Source organism: Kordia sp. (genome assembly GCF_965283645.1).
Taxonomy (GTDB): Bacteria; Bacteroidota; Bacteroidia; order Flavobacteriales; family Flavobacteriaceae; genus Kordia.
The window spans coordinates 4,140,066-4,166,885 of the sequence record NZ_CBDIPG010000001.1 but is presented as its reverse complement, the minus strand read 5'-3'; the positions used below and the strand labels follow the sequence as shown (position 1 = coordinate 4,166,885).

Below are 26,820 nucleotides of genomic sequence, written 5' to 3'. Positions count from 1 at the left end.
TCGACATGTAAGTTTTCGAGGTTTTTATTTTTTTGATTACACTTATTTTTCTACCGACATATGAATAATAGCGTCTCCTTTGTTAACAATTGGCGCTTCGTTTAAACAGAAAATATACCCTTTGTTTGGCGCTTTTATATCTCTTTCAAAGTATCCAAAAGGATCAGAAATACTTCCTATTTTATCTCCTTTATTGTATAACTTACCTAATACAATGTTTGTTCGGAACATGCCAGAATAACGCGCTCGTATCCATTTCGATTTTTCTATAATTATAGGAGCTACCGTTTTTTCAGCGTCTTGCGCAAGCTCATTCTTAAAATCTCTAATTCCTAAGTGTTGCATTACTTTTAATGCGCCATTCACTCCAATTTGAGTAATCGATTTGTTAATATCTTGTGATTTTCCGCCTTCAAATAATAAAACTTTTTTACCTAATTTTATAGCAGATTCTCGATACGATTTCTCTCTTTGTTTGGATTGCATTATAAATGGAGCTTCAAATATTTTTGCCAATTCCAAACTTTCTTTATCACCTTCATTAATTCGTATTTGAGCCGCATTAAAACGATTGGCGCCTCCTGTGTGAAAATCCAAACAATAATCGGCAAGCGGCACAATTTCTTTCATCAAATTATAAGCAAAAATACTCGCTAATGAACCTCTATTAGATCCTGGAAATACACGATTCAAATCTCTTCCATCAGGAAATTCACGACTTAGATTTAAAAAACCAAAAATATTAACTACAGGAATACAAATGATCATCCCTTTTTCTGGTTTGTTATAACCTTTAGCAACTAACTTCCGTACAATTTCAACACCATTAACCTCATCACCATGAATACCTCCAGTTATTAAAATTGTAGGCCCTGGTTCAGTTGCACGCTCAATAATGATAGGTACTTCTATTTTGGTTCGTGTGTGTAATTTTGCAATATCTAAGTTAATTTGCAATCCTTTTCCTTGAGATATCGACTTCCCTAAAACCTCTATGTTATTATGCATTTCTTTCTACATATTTAATAATTTGTCCTGCAACATCTTTTCCTGTAGCGGCTTCTATACCTTCCAAACCTGGAGACGAATTTACTTCTAAAATTAAAGGTCCTCTAGCTGATTGCAAAATATCTACTCCTGCAACGCCAAGTCCCAAAGCTTTTGCGGCTTTTAAGGCAGCATTTTCTTCTTCGTCACTAAGTTCAATTATATTAGCAGAACCGCCTCTATGCAGGTTTGACCTGAATTCTCCTTCCTTAGCTTGACGCTTCATTGCACCAACAACAACACCATCTACCACAAATGCACGTAAATCTGCGCCTTTTGCTTCCTTGATGAATTCTTGCACAATTACTCGCGCCTTTAAACCGTTAAAAGCTTCCAATATTGATTCTGCCGAATTTCTATTATCTGCCAATACAACACCAAGACCTTGTGTTCCTTCTAAAAGTTTAATAACCGTGGGCGCACCACCAACATTGTCTATAATTGCGCCTACATTTTTAGAATAATTACTAAAAACAGTTTTTGGCAATCCTAAACCTGCTCTAGATAAAATTTGAAGACTTCTCAGTTTATCACGAGAACGCACTAATGCTTGCGATTCTACAGCTGAAAAAACTTTCATCATTTCAAATTGACGAACTACAGCTGTTCCATAAAAAGTAATTGACGATCCGATACGTGGAATAACACTGTCAACACCTACTATTTCTTTTCCTTTGTAGATAAGTCCAGGTTTCTTTTTTTCAATAATAAGATCACATTTAGAGTGGTCAATGATTTCCATCTCATGTCCTTTTGCCGTTCCAGCTTCTAAGAGCCGTTTGGTAGAATACAGATTTGGGTTTTGAGATAGAATTACAATTTTCATGTTTTTTATATTTAGTATATAGATATAGCTGCGTTTAGAAAGAATAAAACTAATCCTGTTCGCTAACGAAGCATTGCAATACGAACAGAATTTTATAATATACAACAAATTATATGGTTAGTAGCATACAAACCATATTGCATAAATACTATTTAATACCGCAATCAGCTTGAAAATTGATTTTTAAAATATGAAAATTTAGTACTTCATCAACTCTTCAATCTTTACTTTTACTTTTTCTGTAGATGGAATCATGGCTTGCTCCAATGTACTATTTAGTGGAATGGCTGGCATATTTTCGGAACCAATAATCATGACTGGCGCGTCTAAATATTTGAAACATTTTTCTTGAATCATTCCGCACAAAGCTCTTGCAAACGAATTGTTTACAGGTTCTTCCGTTACAACCAAACATTTTCCTGTTTTCTTTACAGATGCAATAATTGCTTCTTCATCTAATGGAAATAAGGTGCGTAAATCTATAATTTCAATGTGTTCGCGCTGTCCTTCCGAAGCGTTCATTGCCCAATGTGTTCCCATTCCATAAGTAATTATGGTCATGGTTTCTTTTTCGTCTTGTTTCCAAATTTCTTGTAATACGTTGGCTTTTCCAAATGGCAACATATAATCTTCTGATGGTTCAACCGAAGTTGCGCCTTTTGTTCCTGGCACTTTAGACCAATACAAACCTTTGTGTTCTAATATTACCACAGGATTTGGATCGTAATATGCCGCTTTCATCAATCCTTTTAAATCGGCTCCATTGCTTGGATACGCAATTTTGATTCCTCTAATGTTTGTTAATACAGATTCTACTGAAGATGAATGATATGGTCCACCGCTTCCGTATGCACCAATTGGTACACGTAAAATCATAGAAACTGGCCATTTTCCGTTTGATAGGTAGCATGAACGACTTACTTCTGTAAATAACTGATTGAGTCCTGGCCAAATATAATCGGCAAACTGAACTTCCACAATTGGTTTTAGTCCAACAGCGCTCATTCCAACAGTAGAACCTACAATAAAAGCTTCCTGAATTGGTGTATTGAATACACGATCGTCTCCAAATTTTTGCGCTAAAGTTGCCGCTTCACGGAAAACTCCACCTAAACGCCCACCAACATCTTGTCCGTACAACAAAGATTCTTTGTGTTTTCGCATGATTTCTTCTACGGCAAATAAAGCACAATCTACCATGACAACTTTCTCTTCACGTTCAGGACTTCGCTCGCCTACTTCCGAAGTTACGGACGTTGGTGCAAAATCATGCGTGAACAAATCTGCTGGTGTTGGGTCTTCTGCTAATAATGCTTGTTCAAAATCTGCTTTGACTTGTATAATTGCGTCTGCTTCTATTTTTTCGATTTCAGTTGCTGAGAAACCATTGTCTAATAATTGTTGTTTGATGACTGGATATGGGTCACGCGAACGCGCTTCTTCCAAATCGTCACGATACCATTCCATTCGCACACCAGATGTATGATGGTTTAGTAACGGAACTTTGGCATGTACTAAGATTGGACGACGTTCTTCCCTAATGGTTTTGATTACTTTTTCTAAGGTTTCATAACTTTCAATGAAGTTTGCACCATCAATAGAAACAGCATCTAAACCGATGAAACCTGCTGCATATTCTGCGGCATTTTGTGCTCTGGTTTCTGCGGCATTCGCCGAAATGTCCCAACCGTTATCTTGTACTAAGTATAATATTGGCAACTGCTTTAGTGCCGCCATTTGAAACGCTTCTGCAATTTCTCCTTCGGTTACAGATGCATCTCCTAATGAACAAACCGTAATTGGTTTTAAATTACGTGTTTCATCAAACGGAGAATCTTTTGCCGCCTGATCTTCTATTCCTTGAACCTCTTTGTATTTCATTCCCATTGCGGCTCCTGTAGCTGGAATGGTTTGCATTCCTGTTGCCGAAGATTGATGTGGGATTTTTGGTTTGTCCGTATCTTTTAAACTTGGATGCGAATAGTATGTACGTCCACCCGAAAAAGGATCTTCTTTTTTTGCTAGAAGTTGCAACATTAAGTCATACGGACGCATTCCTATAGATAGTAACATAGCATCATCACGGTAATACGGAAATGCATAGTCTTGTGGTACTAATTGCATTCCTAACGCACATTGAATGGCTTCATGTCCGCGCGACGTTGCATGCACATATTTGGATACTTGCTTGAAATTGTCTTCGTATAGTGTTGCCATTGCTTTGGCAGTGCAAAGCAATGAGAACCCTTTTTGTAGTGTGTTTTTGTTCATATTTTTTTTAGTAGTGAGGTATTAATAGTGAGAGTTGAGACCGTTTTAGTTCCAAATAGTTCTCGACTGCGCTCGAACTGACATTGGTATTTTAAAAAGCTTCAATACTAATAGCTCATGTCTTTTTACATTTTGTTTCAAAGTACTTCTCGATACAAATTTGTGGCACAAATTTACTCAAAGTGACGTTTTATTTTTTAGCAGTGAGAGTTGAGAAAATCTCGTGGCTCAATACTAATAGCTCATGGCTTTTTTTCCGCGTTAGGGATTGTAGCGGCATCCTTTTTAAAACTTAATATTCGTCATTACGAGGAGTAAGCGACGAAGTAATCTGTTTTTTAGTAGCTGATTGCCACAACAAATTAAAATTTGTCTCGCAATGACTACTTTTTTAAAAAGATACAGCGAAAAGCGCGACCGCCATTTTTCATGGTGGTAACGCCCAACTTATTTTTATGTTATTCTACAACCGAAACCATCCAGTTGTGTGTGTCTTTTAGTTTTCCAGAACGAAGTCCGTTAATGGTATCCATAACTAGTTGCCCAACCGGACTTTCGTCAGATACGTGAATTTCATTTTCTTTGTGCCCAATAGCTTGAATCATAGCAATACCAACCGCAGTTCCTGTTCCGAATGCTTCTTCTAGTGTTCCGTTTGTAGCCGCTTCTTTGATTTCGTTTAGTGTAATTGGACGTTGCGCTACTTCATAACCGTTATCTTCCAAGATGTCAATGACACTTTTACGTGTGATTCCGTCTAAAATTGCACCATCTAAACTTGGCGTGATGAATTTCCCGTCGATTTTGAAGAAGATATTCATGGTTCCAACTTCTTGAATGTATTCAAAGTCATGTGCATCTAACCACAATACTTGATCAAATCCTTTTGCTTTGGCAATTTCTGTTGGACGAATTGCCGCTGCGTAGTTTCCTGCTGCTTTGGCTTCTCCTGTTCCGCCTTCAGCCGCACGAATGTATTTTGTTTCTGCGTATAGTTTGATGCGTTTTGTAAAGAACGGACCTGCTGGTGAGGCAATGATGATGAAGTGATAGCTTGTTGCCGCACGCATTCCGATAAACGGTTCGGTAGCATACATGAATGGACGTAAATACAACGCACTTCCTTCTTGTGGCGGAATCCAACTGCGTTCCATGTTGACAATTGCTTTTAGTCCTTCTACAAATAAATCTGTTGGAAATTCGGGCATTCCCATGCGACGCGCACTAAAGTTTAAGCGTTTTGCATTTTCTTCTGGACGAAATAACAAAGGTTCTCCTGCTCCATTTACCGTAGCTTTCATTCCTTCAAAAATGGCTTGTCCGTAATGCAATGCCATTGCCGCTGGATGCGTTGGAATCATTCCTAAAGGTTCAATTTTTGGCGTTTGCCATTTTCCATCTTCATACGAACAGATGAACATATGATCTGTAAAAGTTCGTCCTAGTGGAATGTTGTCAAAATCGAGTTTTGAAACGTTAGATTCCGTTGCTTTTGTGATGTGTATGTTGTGTGCCATGTTAGTTTAGTAGTGAGCTGTTAGTAATGAGTATTGAGGTTTTTATTTTTCGTCCATGTTTCATGCATTTTTTAAACTTTTACATTTTACATTTAGAATTTTATATTTTTCAGTTTATCTATATTTTTCTATTTGGATCGAACGCTTCTAGGTAGTCACCAACTTTTCTTAGGAATGATCCACCTAAGTAACCGTCAACGACTCTGTGGTCAAATGATAAGGACAGATACATCATGCTTCGGATAGCAATTTCGTCTCCTTTGTCCGTTGTGATGACTTCTGGGCGTTTTTTGATGATTCCTAATGCTAGTATTGCAACTTCTGGCTGGTTAATGATTGGTGTTCCCATGAGGCTACCAAACGTCCCAACGTTTGAAATTGTGAAGGTACTTCCTTGAATTTCTTCTGGCTTGAGTTTGTTTTCACGAGAAGCATTTGCTAAGTGATTTACTTCTGTTGCCAATCCTTTTAGATTTTTTTCATCAGCATTTCGTACCACAGGAACAATTAGGTTTCCACTTGGTAATGCTGTTGCCATTCCGATGTTGATATCTTTACGTTCTATGATTTTCTTTCCGTCTTCCGATACCGAAGCGTTGATTCCTGGGAAATCGGTTACTGCTTTTGCAACCGCTTCTACAAATAATGGTGTAAATGTTAACCGTTGATTGTATTTTTCTTGAAATGGAATTTTGTGTGCATTTCTCCAGTTTACAAGGTTTGTTACATCTATTTCAATGTACGCAGTTACGTGTGGCGACGTATGTTTGGAATAGACCATGTGATCTGCGATCATTTTTCGCATACGATCCATTTCTACCACAGTGTCATGTCCTTCTACATATTTTATTGGCGGCGGATTGTAACTGCTTTTAGCTACTTTTGGTTGCGCTTGTGGGCGACTTGCCAATGGATATTGTCTGTTTTTAAGATAATTGAATACATCACTTTTACGAATGCGTCCGCCTTCACCAGTTCCGGGAATGCTTTGCACTTCTTCAATAGTCATGTTTTCATTTTTGGCAATACTTACGATAAGTGGCGACAAAAATGCATCTGGATTTCTTATGAACTCTGAATCTTGAATTTTAGATTCTGAATTGTTTGTCGTTTGTACACTTGGTGCTTTTGGAACTTCCTTTTTTACTTCATCATTTGATATTTCCTGTTCAGTATTCGATGTTTCAGAAGCGTCAATAAGTGCTATAATTTCTCCAACAGGTACTACATCATTTGGTTGAAAACGAATTTCGGTAATCACACCTGTACATGGTGATGGCACTTCCGAATCAACTTTATCCGTTGCTACTTCTAAAATGGTTTCTTCAATTTCAATTGTATCTCCAACATTTTTCAACCAACTTATAATAGTGGCTTCCGAGATACTTTCTCCCATTTTGGGCATTTTCAACGGTATGATAGGCATGAGCGTGTATTATTTAAGGAGAACAAAAATACTGTTTTTCTTATATACAAAAACAAATACACTACAATAGGTTTTTATTAATAGTGTTTTTTTCTTTATTTTTGATTTTTTAATATGTTTTTTTCTTTTAGAAGCTGTTTGACACGGTTTTTATATAATTTTTATCCGAATAGTTATGAAACTAGATCAGATCGATTTGAAGATTTTAAAGTTATTACAAACAAATAGTAATCGTACAACTAAAAGCTTGGCTTCAGCATTACAGATGTCTACAACGCCTGTTTTTGAGCGAATTAAAAAGCTTGAAAAGGAAGGCTATATTGATGATTATGTTGCGTTGTTGAACGCTAAAAAGTTAGGTTTGAAGCAAACAGTTTTTATTGGTATAACGCTTCAAGGGCATACACGCAGTTATTTGGAGAAGTTTGTGAAACAAATTAACGATTTCCCTGAAGTTGTGGAATGTCATCGTGTAACAGGGAATTTTGATTATTTACTAAAACTTGTCGTAGAAGATGTAGAAGCGTATGAGAAGTTTATCATTACTAAGTTGACGTTGCTTCCGTATTTGGGAAGTGTACAAAGCTACATTACGTTGTCAAAAGGAAAACAGACGCATGAGTTGAATTTGGAAGGTTTGTAGTTTTTATTTCTTAGTATATTTATAGAATATTACTGTGTCATCCTATGTTTGTACAAGGATGACAACGAGATCATTTAGCGCTTCAAAAGTTATGGTAAATTTTAAATTAGATTTTTTAGATCATGTTGCAATTCGTGTGAAAGATTTGAATGCTTCCGTAGCTTGGTATTCAACAGTGTTAGGTTTGAAACGGTATCAACTTTCAAAATGGGGCGAGTTTCCTATTTTTATGTTGGCAGGTAAAACTGGAATTGCCTTGTTTCCAGCACATACGAATGATCCGAAATTTGATAGAACATCTAAGAATGTAAAAATTGATCACTTTGCGTTTCACGTCAGTCAGGAAGCATTCGCGCAAGCACAACAACATTATCAAGAGTTGGGACTTACGTATTCTTTTCAAGATCATCATTATTTTCATTCCATTTATACGAAAGATTTGGATGGACATACTGTTGAATTGACGACTTTGGTTGTTGAGGAGAAGGAGTTTTATTAATTAAAAATATCTATGAGATTTAGTTTTTTATTCATTTTAAGTTTTTTGTCAATACATTTTGTAAAAGGTCAAGTTGAAAACAACAAAGAAGCAATCGTAAAAAATAAGGTCAAATCTTCTGTAGAAAGGCACTGTTTTTATAATTCTAGCGAAAGCTGTACAACTTTTTTTAAATCTTTTGATAAAAGAGGAAATGTAACAGAATGGAATATGGGACGCTTGGGTGGTTTTTCCAAGTATCAATACAATGATAAAAACCAAAAAATTGCTTCATTTTGGATACATAAAAGTGATACTTCCAAAATAGATACATTGCTTTTCACGTATGATTCACTCAATGAGATTATTTTTGATGGGCGTGATCGATTTAAAAATTTATATGATGCTAAAGATCGCTTGATCAAACATATCTCGATAAACTCAAACAACAAATCAGATACTCCATACACTACTTTTAAATCTTACGAACATGATTTTTATAATAATTTAACAAATGAAATACATTATGAAAATAATGAAGTCGTAAATAGTATTTGTTATGAATATGACTCTAAATTACGCTTAATTCAAAAAAAAGAATACGATACAAAGTATATTGTATTTAGAAACAAAGAGTATGCAGAATATAAAAAACCTATTGAATATTTTTTAACTAAAATCACTTATGATGCAAAAGGTAGAATTAAAGAAAAATACGATTATCACAGTGATCCTTGCATGAGTTTGGACGACCATTTTACCTTTAAGTATTTTTATAAACCGAATGGATTATTGCGTAAAGCAACCGTTTTTAAAAAAGACAAATTAAAGTTTACAATTACGTATGAATATACTTTTTATTAAAACACAAAAGCCATTTCAAAAGAAACGGCTTTTGCTCTTTCAGTTTAAAACCCTGTAATTACGCGTATCGCACCCGATCCGCCGTGTTGTGCCACATATAAAGTATTTCCATCTGTGGAAGTCACAATACCATTAGGCGTATTAAATGTTGCTACATCACCATTTCCGTTGACACTTCCCGCAACACCTTTTTTTCCTGCAATAATTGTAGCAACTCCTTGCATATTTATTTTGAAAATAACATTATCTGTAATAGCCGTTGCGTAAAAATATCCATTAGAATAAATAATAAATCCTATGCCACCAGTTATAGGCAAATTGGTAAATGTTGAAACCGTATTGGTTTGTGCATCAATTTTAATGATTTTTCCAGATTCATAATCAGATACATATATATTATTATCACCATCTAGCGTTACACTGCTATTATTGATTATTGTATGATTGATGGTCGTTTTATTTCCACTAGTATCAATTTTAGTGATGGTACCAATTGTATTGTTATTTGTATATAAGTTTCCATTAGTATCAGATGCTAATGCAATTGTTCCTGGAACATTACTAACAAGTGTTCCTGTCACAACTCCTTGATCTGAAATTTTAACGATGTCTGACACATTGTATCTTGCCAAGCATAATTCATTTTGATCATTAAAAATCATTCCTGCAGCTCCAGGTTGATTTTCAATAAATACAGATACCGCTTGATTGGCGTCAATTTTATACACTTTGGAAGTTCCATAACTTGCTGCAAATAAATTATCATTACTATCAATTGCTAATCCATCTGCTGCTTTAAGAGAAGTAAGCGTAGTTACTTGCACAGAAGATGTTGGCGGATCTACTGGGTCTGTCGGATCAGTTGGGTTTTGTCCTGTATCAGGATTTGGAGACATTATATCTATAGTATCCGAAGAACTGTCTGAACAACTCAACATAGGTATAGAAATGAAGATTAAAATAACGGTTTTTACGATTGTTAATACGTTTTTCATAATTGCATTTTTATAGTTTTTACTATTGCAATTATATAAACTCATCTAGTGGAAATCGTTCAAAATCATGATTTGGAACTCATTAGTTACTGTTTTTTCTGTTCTTTCACGAACTGAAATGGTGTTTTCCCCAGTTTCTTCTTAAAAGTAGTATTGAACGTTGTTTTTGAATTAAATCCAGCTTCATACGCTAATCCTAGAATTGTCAACTTTTTATTTTCTTCTTTTTTAGCAAGATGTATAAATTCTTGAATGCGATATTCATTGACAAAATCATTAAAATTTTTTTTGAATTCTTCATTAATCACATACGAAACAATATTGATACGAACATCTATCATTTCTGCTAATTCTTGAAGTGTTAATCTAGGTTTTAGATATGGTTTTTTATCTAACATCAAAGTTGTCAACTTCTCCTTTAATACCATCGATTCATCACTACTTAACAATGTTTGTTTCTCCTTCTTAATTTCTACAGGCATTTTGAATAATTTAGGTTGAATCATTGCAAAAAATGCCAATACATACGTCAAAAAAACCATTGTAAACCATATAACTATATATCCGTACATGCTCAACGGATTGTAATATCCTGAAATCCAAGATATATACGAGAAAAACCAAGCTGTTAGACATATTCCTATTAATATCAAAATTACCGAAAGATAGGTTGGAGATTGTTTGAATGAGAAATTGTTTTGAGAGCTTTTCTTGTAACGTTGCAATTGTCTGATATTTAATACCAAGTAAAATATATTCAAGAAAACAGCGCTACCTTCTATCAAAATATACCGAAGTCGAGTATGTTCTGTCCATACTATCCGTAGCGGATTAGATTCTTCTAATAACAATGGAATTTCCGATAGTAAAAATATACATACTGGAATTAAATGAATTATGAATTCTTTTTTGCGGAAGACATATGTTGAGATGAGTTTCTTAAAGTAGAAATACAAAATTGGACCATATAAAAATATAATCGCATCCGGTAACGCTAAAAAATTTGGCAATTTCTTTATTAAATTCGTATCAATAAGAACTCTGCCCAACATCGTGATGACAAGCATGAATATAAATACAGACAGAAACTTATTTGCTTGTTTGTTTCTATCTTTAATTCTGTATAAAAGTATAACGAAAATAGAACCTTGTAAGATTCCTAAAATTAATAATATGGTAAAAAAGGTAAACTTCATGGTACTCAAATATACGCTAAAGTAGATGCGCATATTTTATAATAATTGTTAAATTTTATGAGTAAAAGACTTCTATTTTACTCCATAAAATCACGTAACGTTTTATAAAACGCTTCTTGCGTTGGACGCTCTTTTGGAACTTCGCGTAAAGGCTCCACTTCACGGAGGCTTTCATGACAATCTTTTGGTAATTTTTGATACAACTGCGTTCCTTTCGTTTTCCAAGCAATCATTTCGTCACTGACTTGCTTGATTACTTTTGCAGGATTTCCAACCACCAAACTGCGTTTTAGAATCACAGTTTTTGCTTTCACAAACGCCATCGCGCCAATGATACTTTCATCACCAATTTCGGCATCGTCCATGATTACTGTGTTCATTCCAACAAGTACATTTCTACCAATATTTGCGCCGTGAATAATAGCTCCATGACCAATATGCGCACTTTCTTTCAACACAATCGATTTTCCTGGAAACATATGTACGGTACAATTTTCTTGTACATTTACACCATCTTCCAAGATAATTTCTCCCCAATCGCCACGAATTGCCGCGCCTGGACCAATGTAACAATCTTTTCCAATAATCACATTTCCTGTCACTGCCGCTAACGGATGTACAAAACTACTTTCGTGTACAACGGGTATGTATCCTTTGAATTCGTAAATCATATTCATTTCCCGTGAAAGTGGGAATCTTTTTTAGTTAGTTGTAATTATCAAAATCGCTTACTTTTATCATAGAAATCGAAATGATGTTTTGAGGAATCATATTTAGTAACGAGAGAAAATCTCAATTCTCATTACTAAAACTTAAAATCTACCATTAAGCAAATCGCTTTAACGTCTCTTTTGTAAAGTCACTCAACACCAAACGTCCCGAAATTACAGCACGTTCCGCTAGTAAGTTGTCCCAATCTTCGGTTCCTGTCCAAAATGCTTTTTTCATTTCTGCCATTGCTTCTGGATTATACGTACATAAATGGTTCGCAAAAGCAGTTACAGCTTCGTCCAACTCATCATTTGTTTCGTAGACTTTCATGTATAAGCCTTTGCTTCTCGCCCATTCTGCATCGTAAAAACTATTGGCGTCAATGGCAATTTGCGACATTCCACTTAAACCAAGTTTGCGTTCTACAGCAGGTCCAACCACAAACGGTCCGATTCCCACATTGAGTTCGCTTAGCTTGATAGAAGCGAATTTTGACGCCATGCAATAATCTACCGCAGAAGCCAATCCGACACCGCCACCGACAGTTTTTCCTTGCACACGTCCAATAATGAATTTTGGACATTTACGCATAGCATTGATCACGTTTGCAAATCCTGAAAAGAAGATTCTTCCCGTTTCTGCATCGTTGATATTAATGAGTTCTTTAAAACTTGCGCCTGCGCAAAATGTTCTGTCGCGTCCACTTTTTAAAATGATGACCTTGATTTCGTCATTCGTTCCTGCATCCGTAATGGTTTGTGCTAATTTGGCTAAGATATCACCAGGCAACGAGTTGTGCGCTGGATGAAAAAATTCGATGGTTGCTACACCGTTTTGTATGTTTTGTTTTACGTATGGATCTGTCATATTCATTTCCCGCGAAAACGGGAATCTTGTTAATAGTTATACTTATTTCCCGTGAAAACGGGAATCTTGTTCTTGTTAGCGCTATTTTATTTTAGATACTAAATCTTCCCAATTTGGATTCTCTTTTTCAATTAGTTCAACTTTCCAATCACGATTCCATTTTTTCATTCTCTTTTCTCGTAACAATGCACTTTCTTTGGTTTCATGATGTTCAAAATACACCAATACATTTAAGTTATATCTTGCGGAGAATGTAGTTGGGTGAACTTTGTTTTTATGTTGCCTAATTCTTCTTTTTAAATCTTTAGTAATTCCAATATATAAAACACCTTTTGGTTTATTTGTGATGATGTATACGGAATGTTGTTCCACAGATTGTTTCTTTTGTTTATTTTTAAATTCTCGATTTCTCGGGAATGCTTCTATTAATTGATTCCTATATTAACTTTGTGAGACTCCCGATTTCTCGGGAATTTTACTTCAAATTTACTTTTCAATTAGCTTTGTGAGACTCCCGATTTCTCGGGAATTTTACTTCAAATTTACTTTTCAATTAGCTTTGTGAGACTCCCGATTTCTCGGGAGCTTTGAACAATTCGGTTTGCCTAAAGCAAACCGAATTGTTCAAAATGATGATTGAAATGCTTCGTATGCATCAAATTCCATTCAAATTTATCTAAATGTCCAAAAACAGCATTTTTCGTGGTTGCTTCTGGATTTTCTTTGAAATACATTTCGTATGCATCGTACGCTGCTAATAATTTCGTTTTGGCTTCCGCCAGATTTTCGTAACGTGCTTCTGCAATTAGTTTTTCTAATAGTTTTGGCGCATCAAAATTCCGTGGCATTTTATCGTGCGTATACAAACTGTCTTGAACTTTTTCTAGATACTTTTCCGGTGTTTCTATTTCAAAATCTTGGATTTCTCCAGAAGCTACTCGTAAAGAATATTCTAAATGCTCTACCATTTGTTGCGGCGACATGGTTCCCCAAACTGGTTTTGTGTCTTCTGTCAACTTTCCTAAGTAGTTTTGAACAGTCTTTTTGCTAATAGTTGCGAATGGGTTTTTCTTTTGAACCATCGTCAAAATCGTAGCAATTGCGACCAATTCATCTTCTTGATCAAATACCTCAACGAACCATTTTACAATTCCGCTTGGTAATTCTTTTCCGCGTGAATCTCTGTCAATTCTTTCTTTACAAGTCAATCGTACGTAAATGGTATCATTATGATAGATTGGACGTAAGAAACGACATTCTTCTAAGCCATAATTTGCAGCAACAGGTCCTTTGTTTGGATACACAAATAATCCTGCGGCAGCGGCAATAATGAAATATCCGTGTGCAGTACGTTTTTCAAAAATACTTCCTTCCAACGAAGTGATGTCAGTATGCGCATAGAAATGATCCCACGTTAAGTTTGCGAAGTTAATAATATCTGTATCTGTAACGGTACGTTTGTGTGTTTTCAACGACATTCCAGCTTCGATATCTTCCCAATGATATGCAAATGGATGTTTCTCAGTTTCTTTGTATTCGGCATTCGCCTGATAGATGCCTGTAACTTCGGTTAATGTCGTCGGTGAACCTTGAATGGCGCAACGTTGCATGTAATGTTTGATGCCTCGCATTCCGCCCATTTCTTCTCCACCACCAGCACGTCCTGGACCACCGTGAACCAATAATGGTAATGGTGAACCATGTCCTGTACTTTGTTTTGCCATGTCACGATTTCCAACTAAGATTCTTCCGTGATGCGACGCTGCTCCAACTACGTATTCTTTGGCTTTTGTATCGTCATTTGTGAAAATAGATGATACTAGAGAACCTTTCCCCATTTGTGCCAATTCAATAGCTTCGTCCATGTTTTTGTATGGCATGATCGTACTTACAGGTCCGAATGCTTCAATTTCGTGAACGCTTGTATTCTTGAACGGATTGTTTTCTCGTAATAAGATTGGACTTAAGAAAGCTCCTTTTTCGCCATCTGCACCAACAGCATCGATTGTGTCTAGTGTTCCGTAGACAATGTCGGCAGTTTGTGCTAGTTTAGAAACCTGATCTTTTACAGATTGTACTTGTGCTTTGTTGATCAATGCGCCCATGCGAACTTCTTTGAGTCTTGGGTCACCGATAGTTACTTTATTTAGTTGTTTTCCTAAAGCAATTTGCACGTCTTCCACTAAGTTTTCTGGAACGATGATTCTTCGGATCGCTGTACATTTTTGACCTGTTTTTACGGTCATTTCTTTTCGAACTTCTTTGACGAATAAGTCAAATTCTGGTGTTCCTGGCACTGCATCTTCTCCTAAAACAGAACAGTTTAAAGAATCTGCTTCCATTGTGAATGGAACTGCTTCTTGTGTCAATCGCGGATGTGCTTTTAGGATGCGACCTGTATGTGCAGAACCTGTAAAGGTTACGACATCTTGCGATTCGACAGTTTCAAGAATACTTTTTGTCATTCCGCTTAGTAGTTGCAATGCGCCTTCTGGCAAGATTCCAGAATCTACAATAACTCTTACAACGGCTTCCGTTAGGTATGCTGTTTGTGGCGCTGGCAATACTACTGCCGCCATTCCTGCCATCCAGTTTACGGCACATTTTTCTAACATTCCCCAAACTGGAAAGTTGAATGCGTTTATGTGTACTGCAACTCCACGTTTTGGTACTAGAATGTGATGCGCCATAAATCGTCCGCCACGGGACAAATCGATTGGATCGCCTTCTACGTGATAGGGTTGATTTGGAAATAGTTTACGAAGCGAAGCATTTGCGAATAGGTTTCCAAATCCACCTTCGATATCAATCCAACTGTCTACACGCGTTGCACCAGTTTTGTAACTGATATCATAGAATTGTTCTTTTCGTTTGTTGAGATACATTGCTAACTTTTTGAGCATGTTTCCACGTTCTTGAAAGGTCATTTTTCGAAGTTTTTCGCCTCCTTTTGTTCTTCCATACGCAAGTGCTGCAGGAATATCGAGTCCTTCTGTAGTTGCAAACCCTATGGTTTCTCCGGTTACGGCATCAAACATTGGAGAACCGTCGCCAGTTCCTTGTGTCCATTGTCCGTTGATATAGCTTTGTAAGATCATATGCTTGTTGTTGTGTCGCTACGCTCCGTTGTGTGTTGTCGGTTGGTCGCTGCGCTCTGTTATCAGTTATGTGTTTTTTGTTGATTTGTTTCTTTTAAATTATAAACTTATCAATTTCTAAATTTTTCTCAATTCTATATATTAATATCTCAATTCTAGCTTTTCTGCGTTAGCGATTGAGGCGGCATCCTTTTTTGTTTTGTTACGTCATTACAAGGAGTTTGCGACGAAGTAATCTGCTTCTTTTTGGCAGATTGCTACAACAAATTACAAATTTGTTTCGCAATGACAATAGTTCAAAAAAGATATAGCCGAAAGCGCGACCTTTAGGTAACGCCCAAATTATATTATATATTCACATTTTCAATGATTGCCGCATAGCCTTGTCCGACACCGATACACATGGTAATGAGCGCGTAACGCTTGCCCGTTTCCTGCAATTGCAACGCCGCAGCATATGCAATGCGCGTTCCTGTAACGCCAAGCGGATGACCGATTGCGATTGCGCCACCATTTGGGTTGATTCGTTCATCATCGTCCGCCAATCCCCATTCGCGAATGCAGGCTAAACTTTGTACCGCAAACGCTTCGTTGAGTTCAATTATGTCCATATCGTCCATCGTTAATCCTGCTTTTTGTAATGCTTTGTTGGATGCATTTACAGGACCAATTCCCATGATGCGTGGCTCAACGCCCACAACTGCCGAACTTACAATGCGCGCCATTGGTTCTAGATTGTATTTTTTGACAGCCGCTTCGGAAGCTACGATTGTAGCCGCTGCGCCATCGTTTAATCCAGAGGCATTTCCTGCTGTGACACTTCCGCCTTCTGCTTTGAAAGCCGCTCTTAGTTTGGCTAAGATTTCTGGTGTTGTGGTTGGTTTTATGAATTCATCCTGATTGAAGATGATTGGATCTTTTTTACGTTGTGGAATTTCTACAGCGACGATTTCTTTGGCTAGTCGTCCAGATTCTTGTGCTTTTGTTGCTTTCATTTGACTTCTGTAAGCAAATGCATCTTGATCTTCTCTGGAGATATTATATTTTTCTACTAAATTTTCTGCTGTTACGCCCATTCCGTCAGTTCCGTAGGCTTGATGCATTTTCGGATTGACAAATCGCCAGCCAAAACTTGTATCATACATTTTTGCATCTGTACCAAATGCGCTTGATGGTTTTGCAATTGCGTAAGGCCCGCGCGTCATGTTTTCCACGCCACCAGCAATGAATAGATCGCCGTCGCCAGCTTTTATAGCACGATTTGCGTGAATGATTGCCGATAGTCCTGAGCTACATAGTCTGTTGACTGTTTCACCAGGAACTGTGTATGGTAATCCCGCTAGTAGCAACGACATACGTGCTACATTTCGGTTGTCTTCTCCTGCTTGGTTGGCGCATCCGATAATGACATCGTCGTAGGCGTCTTTTGGAATGTTTGGGTTTCGATCAGTAACTGTTTTGATGACCAAAGCTCCTAAGTCGTCAACTCGTTGTGTAGCTAGTGTTCCTTTGAATTTCCCTATTGGAGTTCGAACTCCGTCTATGATGTATGCTTCCATGTTTTTTGAATATTGCATATCGAATATAAAATATTGAATGATGAAGTTGAGCTTCTAATTCACTTTATTGATTCGATATCTATGTCTCTATTTTAATTATATATTTTGATTCTATTTCTTTTGAATGTTGAAGTTTTATTTTCTACATGCATTCAAAATTCTGTATTGTTATATATTTTAGACTTCACTTCAGAATTCTTTATTCTGCGGTTCAGTATTCGTTATTTATTCTTCCCACTCTTTTTGAGTTCGGTATACAACACCTTTGAAGAGCGCAATGAGTTCATCACCACGTTTGACTTCGATGATATTGAAACCGAGTTTGTTTTTTACTTTTTCGATGACAGATTCGGCAACGATGAAGTCTCCTTCTTCTAATGCTTCAATATGATTGATAGATGTTTCTATTGAAACTGCATATTTCCCATGTGTATTTGCAGCAAACCCAAAAGCTGTATCGGCTAACGAATAACTGATGCCGCCATGCGCTTTTCCCATGCTATTGAGCATGTCTTTTTTGACAGTCAATCCAACTTTGCATCTTCCTATTACACATTCTAAAATTTCAATTCCGAGCCATGTACTAAATGGATCGAGACTGAGCATCTTTTTAGGGATGAGGTTTGGAGTAATAGGTTTTCTTTTAGATTCCATTTAAATTCATTTTATTCTTTGTAAAATCTTACTTCTTAATGACGTCATCATTTTTGATAATTCTGTTATCAATCTTCTATTTTCTTCATCTTCTTCACTTGAAATATAATTCCTCATTTGAGCTTTTGAACTACATGAAATATATTCGTGAGCACTATGCCAAGCATTGGCTAAATAATTACAAAATTGTTTGTCTGTTCCTGACGCACCTTCAGCGATATTCAAAGCTATAGAATCGGCGGCTCTTTTGAATTGTGAGGTAAGTTCAAAACGCTCTTCTTTTGGAAATTTCCTTACTAAATCATTTATGATCTCTCCAAATTCCATTGCTTTTGAATATATTCCTAAATCTTCGAATTTAAAATGATACTTTGACTTCCTCATACCTAAAACCTAATTTTTAAAAAACCTCACACCATCCTTTTTCATTCTGCGTAATAATGGTGAACAACGATATCTGTCTTCATGGTATTCGTCATATAATTCGTCTAGTTTTTCAACACACCAGGCAATTCCTTTTTCATCTGCCCAAGCTAATAATCCTTTTGGGTAGTTTACACCTTTTGTCATGGCATTATCTATATCTTCTGCGGAAGCAATATTTAGGAATAATGCATCTGCTGCTTCGTTGATGAGCATGACTAATACGCGATTGAATATTGTTTCACTTAGAGACTTATCGACTGCGTTCGAAGTGACATTCGAATTTTCAATTTTCTTTCCATTTTCATCATAGTCGTAGTATCCTTTTCCTGTTTTTCTACCTAAGTAACCAGCTTCTGATAATCGTTTTTGTGTGAATGAGGGTTTGTATCTTGAATCGAAATAGAATGCTGTAAATACGGTTTCGGTTACAGTGTAGTTGACGTCGTTTCCAATAAAATCCATCAATTCAAAAGGTCCCATACGGAAGCCGCCAAGTGTTTTTAGTGCGTTATCAATCGTAGTAAAATCAGCTAAACCTTCTTCATAGATTCGCAATGATTCTCCATAGAAAGGTCGTGCCACTCGATTTACGATGAAACCAGGTGTATCTTTCGCCACAGCGACTACTTTTTTCCAATCGCCAATAGTTTTGATTGTTTTGTCTAAGACTTCTTTTGAGGTTTGAATCGCAGGAATTACCTCAACAAGTTTCATTAAAGGTGCTGGATTGAAAAAGTGAATTCCAATACAACGTGCTGGATTCTTCAACGCAGAAGCGATGGAAGCAATTGATAAAGAAGACGTGTTTGAAGCAATGATTGCATCATCAGAAAGATAGGTTTCTAACTCAACAAATACTTTTTGTTTGATATCGAGATTTTCAATGATTGCTTCAATTGTTAAGTCTGAATCACCTAAGTCTTTGAGCGCATTTACATAGATTATGTTTCCTTGAATGCGTTCTTTTTCTGCGGTATCAATTCGTCCTTTTTCGACCAATCGATTTAATATTTTTTCTAAAGCGGCTTTACTTTTGTCTAAAGCGACTTGTTTTGTGTCGTATAGTTTTACTATGCATCCAGCAGTTGCGGCAACTTGCGCAATTCCGCTTCCCATAGTTCCTGAACCTATTATTCCAACGTTTTTAATCATAAATTATAAATGTTAAATTATAAATGTTAAATGCTGATTTATTCACCTTTTACATTTAATATTTAAAGTTTTAGATTTTCTGGTTTGATACTTATTTTCCTTTAAAATTAGGCACTCGTTTTTCAACAAACGAAGCTACACCTTCACGGTAATCTTCTGATTCACTTGCTTCTATTTGGTGTTTTGATTCTAACGCAAGTTGTGATTCTAAATCATTTGAAAGTGATTGATTTAATACTTTCTTCGTTAAACCTAATGCTTTCGTTGGCATTTTTGCTAGTTTTTCGGCCAGCGCTGTTACATCTTCCTTGAAGGTTTCTAGTGGTAGTATTTTATACAACATTCCAAGTTTTTCTGCTTCTACAGCACCAACTTTGTCTCCTAACATCATTAATGCCGTTGCTTTTTGAAACCCGATTAATCGTGGTAAAAAGAATGTTCCTGCACTGTCTGGAATTAATCCGATTTTACTAAATGCTTGAATAAAGCTTACTTTTTCATGTGCTACTACAATATCACATGCCAATGCAATGTTTGCGCCTGCGCCTGCCGCTACTCCATTTACTGCTCCAATAATTGGTTTTTCAATATTTCGGATTCGCTTGATAATTGGATTGTAATGTTCTTCTAGTATTTTTTTGAATCCTGGATTGAGTTCTGGATGTGTAACTTCTTTTAAGTCTTGTCCTGCACAGAATGCTTTTCCTTCACCTGTTAGTACAATCGCTCTTACTTCATCATTTTGCTCACATTGATCTAGCGTATCTTGTAATCGCAATGCCATTTCACGATTGAAACTGTTGAATACTTCTGGGCGGTTGAGCGTTATATATGCTACGTTATTTTTAAGAGTTGTAGTAATTGATTGGTTACTCATGTTTTTCTTGTTACTATTATTATATAGAGATTCCCGATTGCTCGGGAATTATCATTTATTTCAAGCATTTAAAGTAATCAAACGGTTCTAAACAGTCCTCGCATTTGAATAATGCTTTGCAAGCTGTGGAACCAAATTGACTCACTAGTTTTGTATTGGATGAATTGCAATTGGTACATTTTACAATACGCTTATCTCCCAATAATGCTTCTTTGTCTGCATCAGCATTAAGTGGTGGTGCAATTCCGTATTCACGAAGTGCATTTCGTCCGCGTTCCGTTATCCAATCCGTTGTCCAAGCTGGCACTAAAACTAACTTTACTTTAGATTCATACCCATTTTCTTTGAGCGCTTTTGAAATATCATCACCAATGACATCCATAGCCGGACAGCCTGAATATGTTGGTGTAATATTTACTTCTACAACTCCATTAATAACAGTTGCCGAACGCACAACGCCCATATCCATAATGGATAGTACAGGAATTTCTGGATCCGATACTTTTTCCAAGATTGGAATGAGTGCTTTGTCTATATGTTGATTGGTTGCAATCATAATTAATATTGATGAGATCTTGAATCAAGTTCACTATGAAGTGGTAATATTTTTGATAATTTAAAAATATTACCACTTCATATTTGGATACGCTCTTTGCATGTATTGCATATCAGAAAGCAAGTATCCCATATGTTCTGTATGAATTCCTGATTTTCCTCCTTTTTGAAAGTATTTCGATTCTGGAATTTGAATTGTTGCTTCTTGTAATAGTGAAGTTACTTTTTCGTAGTATGCATCTTTTAGTGTAGAAACATCTACGCCAATTCCTTCTTCAGACACTGTTTTTGCTTCTTCCGTAACTTCAAATAATTCGTTGGTATAGGTCCAAAGTCCGTCAATAGCAGTTTGTATTTTTTCATGACTAATTTCAGTTCCGTCACCTAAACGCTTGACCCAATCACCTGTAAAACGCACGTGATATGATACTTCTTTGATTGATTTCTTCGCAATTGCGCTTAGTGTGATATCTTGACTGAATTGCAATTTTTCAAGCAATAATAAATGATATACATCAAATAAATATTGTCTTGCAATTGTATATGCAAAATCACGATTTGGCTGTTCTACTAGCAATACATTTTTGTATTCGCGTTCATTTCGTAAGAATGCAATACTATCTTCTGTTGCGTTTTCTCCTTTAATATCTGCCGCATATTGAAAATAGCTTCGCGTTTGTCCAAATAAATCTAGTGAAATATTTGTACATGCAATGTCTGTTTCAAGACTTGGTCCGTGTCCACATAATTCTCCTAATCGTTGACCAGCTATTAAGCAATTGTCGGCCAACTCTAGTATGTAGTTGTATAGATTTGTTTTCATATTTATTTCCCGTGAAAACGGGAATATTTTGTTGTTAAACTTCAAAGTACACTTCGCATCACATATGCTTTATTTCGTCAGGTAATGTATAGAACGTTGGGTGACGATATATTTTATCGTGTGCCGGTTCAAACAATTCTCCGTTGTTTTCAGGATTTGAAGCTGTAATGTTTTTAGATTCTACAACCCAAATACTTACACCTTCGCTTCTGCGTGTGTACACGTCTCTTGCATTTTCCAACGCCATGTCTGCATCTGCCGCATGAAGACTTCCAAAGTGTCTGTGTTCTAATCCGTTTTTACTTCTGACGAATATTTCCCAAAGGGGCCATTTTTTTTCCATATTTATTGCCCACTAAAGTGGGTATCTTTTTAGTTAGTATTGTACTATTTGTATTTTAGATTCCTATCTGAGTAAAAATTTAAAATACACCTAGGTTCCTGTCTTCGCAGGAACAATAAATAGAGCTACACAGCTTTCGCTGCATTTTCTTTTTTGTTTTGTTGTTTTTCTGCGTAACTCATAGCCGCATCACGCACCCAAGCGCCTTCTTCCCAAGCGCCAACACGTGCGTTCATACGTTCTTTGTTACAAGGTCCGTGTCCTTTTACAACTTGCCAAAATTCATCCCAATCGATTTCTCCGAAGTCGTAATGACCAGTTTCTTCATTCCATTTTAAGTCTGGATCTGGAACTGTGATTCCTAAGATATCGGCTTGTGGAACCGTCTGATCAATGAATTGTTGGCGTAATTCGTCGTTTGTTTTACGTTTTAGTTTCCATTTCATTGATTGTTCTGTATGCACAGATTCTGCATCCGTTGGCCCAAGCATCATTAGTGATGGCCACCACCAGCGGTTTAATGCATCTTGCGCCATTTCTTTTTGTTCTGGCGTTCCGTTACATAAACTTAGCATGATTTCATATCCTTGACGTTGGTGAAAGCTTTCTTCTTTACATACACGAATCATTGCGCGTGCATATGGTCCGTATGAAGTGTTGCATAATGGTACTTGATTGATGATTGCCGCACCATCTACCAACCAACCAATTGCACCCATATCTGCCCAAGTTACCGTTGGATAGTTAAAAATACTTGAGTATTTTGCTTTTCCAGAGTGTAGTTGGTCGTATAGTTCGTTGCGAGAGATTCCTAAGGTTTCACATGCGCTGTATAAGTATAATCCGTGACCAGCTTCATCTTGTACTTTTGCCAATAAGGCTACTTTTCTACGTAATGAAGGTGCTCTGGTAATCCAGTTTCCTTCTGGCAACATTCCTACAATTTCAGAATGCGCATGTTGCGATATTTGTCTGATGTGAGTTTTCCTGTATTTTTCAGGCATCCAATCTTTTGGCTCAATCTTTTCGTCATTTGCAATGCGTTGCTCAAATATTTCTTCCAAATTCTTTAATTGTGCTTCACTCATAGTTCTAAATTTTAAATTAAAGATGCTAGGTGTAAATTTTTGAAGTTTTCACTTAGACTTTACTTTTCTTTTCTTTTTCTTTTTTTCTTAATCACTTTTAAGCATTTGAGTCATCTTGTTTTGACAAGGCATCTCGACTGCGCTTGATGTGACACTTTTACTACTTTTTTTGGTTTCCACTTTCGTGAGATTCCCGATTTGTCAGGAACTTCAACGTTAAGGATTGAGGTTTTGTTGGAGCTCTTTTGAGAAATGGATTCCTGCCTACGCAGGAATGACAGTTTTCAAAAAGCGACTACCGAAAGCCTGCCCCCAAAGGGTAACGCCCAAATTAGTTGTCTACACATCAAAGTCTACAATAACTTTTTCTGTAGTTGGAACGGCTTGGCATGATAGTACCAATCCGCTCGCGAGTTCTGACTCTACTAATGCGTAGTTGATTTTCATTTCTACAGAACCTTCTACAACTCTACATTTGCAGGTGCTACACACGCCACCTTTACAGGCAAATGGTAAGTCGGCTCCTGCGGCTAATGCACCGTCTAAGATGTTATCATATTCATCTTCCATGATGAAATGAAATTCTTTTCCACCATCAACAATTGTTACATCTGTTCCGTCTACTTTTTGCTCTAATATTTCTGCGATGTGTGCGTTTGATGCTTTATTGTCGCCTGAGAAGAATAATTCGTAGTGAATGTTTTCTTTTGGCAATCCTGCGGCTTCCAATTCGTCTCTGATTAGAAAAATCATGTCTTCTGGTCCGCAAATAAAGCAATCGGCAGTATCAGTAATATCGATGAACGTTTTTGTGAGTGTTTGAATTTTTTCTGGTGTGAATCGTCCATTTAAAAATTCGATGTCACGTTGTTCTTTCGTTAGAAAATAAAAGATATTGAAACGCTGTAAGTATTTGTTTTTCAGTTGTTCTATTTCTTCTTTAAAGATAATAGATTTTACGGTGCGATTCAAATAGAATAGCTTGAATGTGCTTTGTGGCTCAAGTTCTAAGTGTGTTTTTATGATGGAAAGCATTGGCGTAATTCCGCTTCCTGCGGCAAACGCAATGTAGTTTTTCTTTCCACTTGGATCAACTTCCACATAGAAATGCCCTGCTGGCGTCATTAAATCAAGCTTGTCACCTGCTTTTAATTCTGTGTTTGCATAGGTTGAGAATATACCGCCTGGAATTTGCTTTACGGCAACTTTCCATTGATTGTCTACAGGACTTGAACAGAGTGAATATGACCTGCGAATGTCTTCGTCGTTGATCATTTTACGAACTGTAAGGTATTGTCCTTGTGTATATTTGAATTCTTCCTGAATATTTTCAGGAATATTGAATGCGATTACTGTACAGTCTGAAGTTTCTTTATATACTTCAGCTACTTCGATTTCATGAAACTTTGCCATGTACTTTTTTAGTTGTTTACACAAAACTAACGATTGTTAGTTTGACTTGCAACTAAAGTTATGTTAAATATTATGAATCAAATGCTTATATGTAAAAAAGAGCGCAATTTGCGCTCTTTTTAGTATTCGATAAGGACTTTTTATTCAATTACATGTTTGCCTCTTCACAGCTTACACATGTTATTTCTTGTACACAAGAATTGCTTCCTGGTGGCGGTGGTGGTCCGCCAGCTTTAATTTGGTTAAGATTTGAGATTTTTCTCTTTTTAAATCTAATTTTGCTCATTGATTCTTTTCTCATTGTTGTAGGTTTTTAAGATTTGTACTACAAACTTACGAATTATATTGCATAAAATCTCAGTATTCTTAATGCAATTTACTCGTGTGTGTTTTTATAAATTTCAGTATTTCATAGCGTTACACCTTTTAGCAATACGTTACTTAATGACGATATTAAATTTTGTTTGTCAATATCTTCCTTTTTTGGAATCCATAGATATAGAGAGCGTAATGTAGATATGATAGAGAATAGTATGATTTCAGGATTCACTTCTTTTAGTTCACCTTTTGTGATTCCTATTTTTAAGATTTGACGGAAGCTTTCTTCGTAGTTTCTTCGTAATGTTAGGTAGTATTCAATCTTTTCTTCAAGATGCATCCAATCGTTGTTCATAGTTGCCATTCTGGAAGGATTTTTCATGGTGATGTGAACATGCAAGCCTATGATTTGTTCTAGTTTTTGAATACTTGAGAGTTCGGCTGTAACAATTTTTGCCATTCCTTGTGTAAATTCTTCACCAATAGCAATGATGATTTCAGATAGTATTTGTTGTTTGGATTGGATATGGTTGTATAAGCTTGCCGCTTTAATTCCCATTGCTTGTGCAATGTCGCGCATGGTTACCGCGCTGTATCCTTTTTTTTTGAAAAGCATTTCAGCAATACGTACAATTTCTTCTTTTCGAGTTTCAGTTTTTTGTGTCATATTTCTAGTAATAACTTATAGTTCTTAGGAATAAGAATTTTCTGTCTTCATTTAGTCTATCATAACGCATAGATATCCAGTTTCCATATGCATCATATTCGTAATTTATGACATATTCGAATGCCAATTTAGGTTCTTTAAAGTATATTCCATCTTCTTCCAACGAAAGTACTTTTACTCCTGTAATATCATTGTTTGCGTTGTATTTGTATAAAATTCTCGTATATTCAAGTTCATCTTTTTCGTATCGTACTTCTATTTCCCTTTCCGATGCATCATGTTTTAGCGTTCTAAAATATACTGATCTAGCAATTGAGTTTTTTATTTTATAACCATTTTTTTTATAAACTATACTGTTTGTGGTATTGTAAGCATTGAACATTTGTAAATTATCTTCTGATCTCACAACTAATCCATTTTTAATGTAATACGTCATTAATCGCTTAAAAAGATGTTCTTTTTCAAATTTCTCATACATTTTTATTACACTTTTTTTATACTTAATTTCAATGAATTTTTCTTTAACCTCATCATTGTTATCAAATACTTTTTTTTCATATACTTCTGTCAATTGCTTTTTTTGATTGTAGGTGTAGCAATACTCTTTTTGACTATTAGTAGCCGCATCTTTTCTTTTTATTAATAATTTTTCTTCATTGTACTCATCCGTTCTTTTGCCAATGATTTTCTTTTCGGAAGTATGCTCAGATAGTTTGTAAACAAGCGTCTTGATAGTTTTTACTTTTTCATTGAAACGATCATTATATAACAGGAAATTTTCTGGCTCGTGATCAATCTCAAAATAATAATCGTAGATGTAAATTTTATCAAGAAAGCTATTTATTTTAAAATGATTAAAGGAATCATTTTTTAAAAAAGGCATCACATTTTTTGACAACAACGGTTTAGCACCACGAAAAAGCGAAATGAAAGTTGAGAATATGGGAAATCGCATAGTACTTTTTTGCTAAGATAAGAGATTTGATTTTACCTGTTTATACATCAC

Annotated in this window: 27 protein-coding genes; 3 read left to right on the top strand and 24 right to left on the bottom strand. The window is 36.1% G+C overall.

From position 1 onward, the window contains the following. Window positions 1-42 precede the first annotated feature (42 nt). From ACQ654_RS18560 to ACQ654_RS18540, 5 genes are all read right to left on the bottom strand, one after another. Window positions 43-1,008, bottom strand: coding sequence for a succinylglutamate desuccinylase/aspartoacylase family protein (locus tag ACQ654_RS18560; RefSeq protein WP_430411840.1), 966 nt, complete (start codon window positions 1,006-1,008; stop codon window positions 43-45). Continuing rightward, window positions 1,001-1,873, bottom strand: a complete 873-nt coding sequence (gene rimK, locus ACQ654_RS18555) for a 30S ribosomal protein S6--L-glutamate ligase (RefSeq protein WP_430411839.1) — start codon at window positions 1,871-1,873, stop codon at window positions 1,001-1,003. The genes ACQ654_RS18560 and rimK overlap by 8 nt, the downstream gene beginning before the upstream one ends. Window positions 1,874-2,071: 198 nt before the next feature. Continuing rightward, complete coding sequence (locus ACQ654_RS18550) at window positions 2,072-4,144, bottom strand: alpha-ketoacid dehydrogenase subunit alpha/beta (protein ID WP_430411838.1); 2,073 nt, start codon at window positions 4,142-4,144, stop codon at window positions 2,072-2,074. A gap of 458 nt (window positions 4,145-4,602) precedes the next feature. Continuing rightward, a complete protein-coding gene (locus tag ACQ654_RS18545; RefSeq protein ID WP_430411837.1) occupies window positions 4,603-5,661 on the bottom strand; it encodes a branched-chain amino acid aminotransferase in 1,059 nt (352 codons plus the stop codon). A gap of 118 nt (window positions 5,662-5,779) precedes the next feature. Beyond that, window positions 5,780-7,057, bottom strand: a complete 1,278-nt coding sequence (locus tag ACQ654_RS18540; protein WP_430411836.1) for a dihydrolipoamide acetyltransferase family protein — start codon at window positions 7,055-7,057, stop codon at window positions 5,780-5,782. A 205-nt stretch (window positions 7,058-7,262) separates the two neighbouring features. Here ACQ654_RS18540 and ACQ654_RS18535 point away from each other — a divergent pair, with 205 nt between their 5' ends. The 3 genes from ACQ654_RS18535 to ACQ654_RS18525 all read left to right on the top strand — a co-directional run bounded on the left by ACQ654_RS18535 (window position 7,263) and on the right by ACQ654_RS18525 (window position 9,072). Continuing rightward, window positions 7,263-7,730: an Lrp/AsnC family transcriptional regulator gene (locus ACQ654_RS18535; RefSeq protein ID WP_430411835.1), complete on the top strand. Its 468-nt coding sequence runs from the start codon at window positions 7,263-7,265 to the stop codon at window positions 7,728-7,730. 91 nt (window positions 7,731-7,821) lie between these two features. Next, window positions 7,822-8,229 carry a VOC family protein gene (locus tag ACQ654_RS18530; protein ID WP_430411834.1) on the top strand — a complete coding sequence of 136 codons (408 nt, stop codon included), beginning with the start codon at window positions 7,822-7,824 and terminating at the stop codon, window positions 8,227-8,229. 12 nt (window positions 8,230-8,241) lie between these two features. Further along, window positions 8,242-9,072 carry a hypothetical protein gene (locus ACQ654_RS18525; RefSeq protein WP_430411833.1) on the top strand — a complete coding sequence of 277 codons (831 nt, stop codon included), beginning with the start codon at window positions 8,242-8,244 and terminating at the stop codon, window positions 9,070-9,072. A gap of 44 nt (window positions 9,073-9,116) precedes the next feature. Here ACQ654_RS18525 and ACQ654_RS18520 read toward each other — a convergent pair whose 3' ends face one another. The 19 genes from ACQ654_RS18520 to ACQ654_RS18430 all read right to left on the bottom strand — a co-directional run bounded on the left by ACQ654_RS18520 (window position 9,117) and on the right by ACQ654_RS18430 (window position 26,769). Then, window positions 9,117-10,067 carry a hypothetical protein gene (locus ACQ654_RS18520; protein WP_430411832.1) on the bottom strand — a complete coding sequence of 317 codons (951 nt, stop codon included), beginning with the start codon at window positions 10,065-10,067 and terminating at the stop codon, window positions 9,117-9,119. 86 nt (window positions 10,068-10,153) lie between these two features. Beyond that, complete coding sequence (locus ACQ654_RS18515) at window positions 10,154-11,263, bottom strand: helix-turn-helix domain-containing protein (protein ID WP_430411831.1); 1,110 nt, start codon at window positions 11,261-11,263, stop codon at window positions 10,154-10,156. Between the two features lie 77 nt (window positions 11,264-11,340). Then, window positions 11,341-11,934 carry a transferase hexapeptide repeat family protein gene (locus ACQ654_RS18510; RefSeq protein WP_430411830.1) on the bottom strand — a complete coding sequence of 198 codons (594 nt, stop codon included), beginning with the start codon at window positions 11,932-11,934 and terminating at the stop codon, window positions 11,341-11,343. Between the two features lie 154 nt (window positions 11,935-12,088). Next, entirely contained in the window at window positions 12,089-12,841 is a 753-nt protein-coding gene (locus tag ACQ654_RS18505; RefSeq protein WP_430411829.1) for an enoyl-CoA hydratase/isomerase family protein, read from the bottom strand. Between the two features lie 81 nt (window positions 12,842-12,922). After that, the gene (locus ACQ654_RS18500; protein ID WP_430411828.1) at window positions 12,923-13,213 is read right to left on the bottom strand and encodes a GIY-YIG nuclease family protein; all 291 of its coding nucleotides are present in this window, start codon (window positions 13,211-13,213) and stop codon (window positions 12,923-12,925) included. A 233-nt stretch (window positions 13,214-13,446) separates the two neighbouring features. Beyond that, on the bottom strand, window positions 13,447-15,939 hold the full coding sequence (gene paaZ, locus ACQ654_RS18495) for a phenylacetic acid degradation bifunctional protein PaaZ (protein WP_430411827.1): 2,493 nt from the start codon (window positions 15,937-15,939) through the stop codon (window positions 13,447-13,449). Between the two features lie 347 nt (window positions 15,940-16,286). Next, window positions 16,287-17,498: a 3-oxoadipyl-CoA thiolase gene (locus ACQ654_RS18490; RefSeq protein WP_430411826.1), complete on the bottom strand. Its 1,212-nt coding sequence runs from the start codon at window positions 17,496-17,498 to the stop codon at window positions 16,287-16,289. Window positions 17,499-17,723: 225 nt separating this feature from the next. Beyond that, window positions 17,724-18,152, bottom strand: a complete 429-nt coding sequence (locus ACQ654_RS18485; RefSeq protein WP_430411825.1) for a PaaI family thioesterase — start codon at window positions 18,150-18,152, stop codon at window positions 17,724-17,726. Window positions 18,153-18,158: 6 nt separating this feature from the next. After that, window positions 18,159-18,536, bottom strand: coding sequence for a four helix bundle protein (locus ACQ654_RS18480; protein ID WP_430411824.1), 378 nt, complete (start codon window positions 18,534-18,536; stop codon window positions 18,159-18,161). 9 nt (window positions 18,537-18,545) lie between these two features. Next, window positions 18,546-19,730: a 3-hydroxyacyl-CoA dehydrogenase NAD-binding domain-containing protein gene (locus ACQ654_RS18475; RefSeq protein WP_430411823.1), complete on the bottom strand. Its 1,185-nt coding sequence runs from the start codon at window positions 19,728-19,730 to the stop codon at window positions 18,546-18,548. A 91-nt stretch (window positions 19,731-19,821) separates the two neighbouring features. Beyond that, on the bottom strand, window positions 19,822-20,607 hold the full coding sequence (locus ACQ654_RS18470; protein WP_430411822.1) for an enoyl-CoA hydratase-related protein: 786 nt from the start codon (window positions 20,605-20,607) through the stop codon (window positions 19,822-19,824). Between the two features lie 55 nt (window positions 20,608-20,662). Next, window positions 20,663-21,163 carry a 1,2-phenylacetyl-CoA epoxidase subunit PaaD gene (paaD, locus tag ACQ654_RS18465; RefSeq protein WP_430411821.1) on the bottom strand — a complete coding sequence of 167 codons (501 nt, stop codon included), beginning with the start codon at window positions 21,161-21,163 and terminating at the stop codon, window positions 20,663-20,665. 69 nt (window positions 21,164-21,232) lie between these two features. Next, window positions 21,233-21,985, bottom strand: a complete 753-nt coding sequence (gene paaC / locus ACQ654_RS18460) for a 1,2-phenylacetyl-CoA epoxidase subunit PaaC (protein WP_430411820.1) — start codon at window positions 21,983-21,985, stop codon at window positions 21,233-21,235. A gap of 58 nt (window positions 21,986-22,043) precedes the next feature. Further along, window positions 22,044-22,328, bottom strand: a complete 285-nt coding sequence (gene paaB / locus ACQ654_RS18455) for a 1,2-phenylacetyl-CoA epoxidase subunit PaaB (RefSeq protein WP_430411819.1) — start codon at window positions 22,326-22,328, stop codon at window positions 22,044-22,046. A gap of 125 nt (window positions 22,329-22,453) precedes the next feature. Continuing rightward, entirely contained in the window at window positions 22,454-23,416 is a 963-nt protein-coding gene (gene paaA, locus ACQ654_RS18450) for a 1,2-phenylacetyl-CoA epoxidase subunit PaaA (protein ID WP_430411818.1), read from the bottom strand. A gap of 339 nt (window positions 23,417-23,755) precedes the next feature. Beyond that, entirely contained in the window at window positions 23,756-24,829 is a 1,074-nt protein-coding gene (paaE, locus tag ACQ654_RS18445) for a 1,2-phenylacetyl-CoA epoxidase subunit PaaE (RefSeq protein WP_430411817.1), read from the bottom strand. 148 nt (window positions 24,830-24,977) lie between these two features. Next, window positions 24,978-25,130 carry a hypothetical protein gene (locus ACQ654_RS18440; RefSeq protein WP_430411816.1) on the bottom strand — a complete coding sequence of 51 codons (153 nt, stop codon included), beginning with the start codon at window positions 25,128-25,130 and terminating at the stop codon, window positions 24,978-24,980. A gap of 108 nt (window positions 25,131-25,238) precedes the next feature. Then, the gene (locus tag ACQ654_RS18435) at window positions 25,239-25,814 is read right to left on the bottom strand and encodes a TetR/AcrR family transcriptional regulator (protein WP_430411815.1); all 576 of its coding nucleotides are present in this window, start codon (window positions 25,812-25,814) and stop codon (window positions 25,239-25,241) included. 4 nt (window positions 25,815-25,818) lie between these two features. Then, a complete protein-coding gene (locus ACQ654_RS18430) occupies window positions 25,819-26,769 on the bottom strand; it encodes a hypothetical protein (RefSeq protein ID WP_430411814.1) in 951 nt (316 codons plus the stop codon). Window positions 26,770-26,820 lie beyond the last annotated feature (51 nt).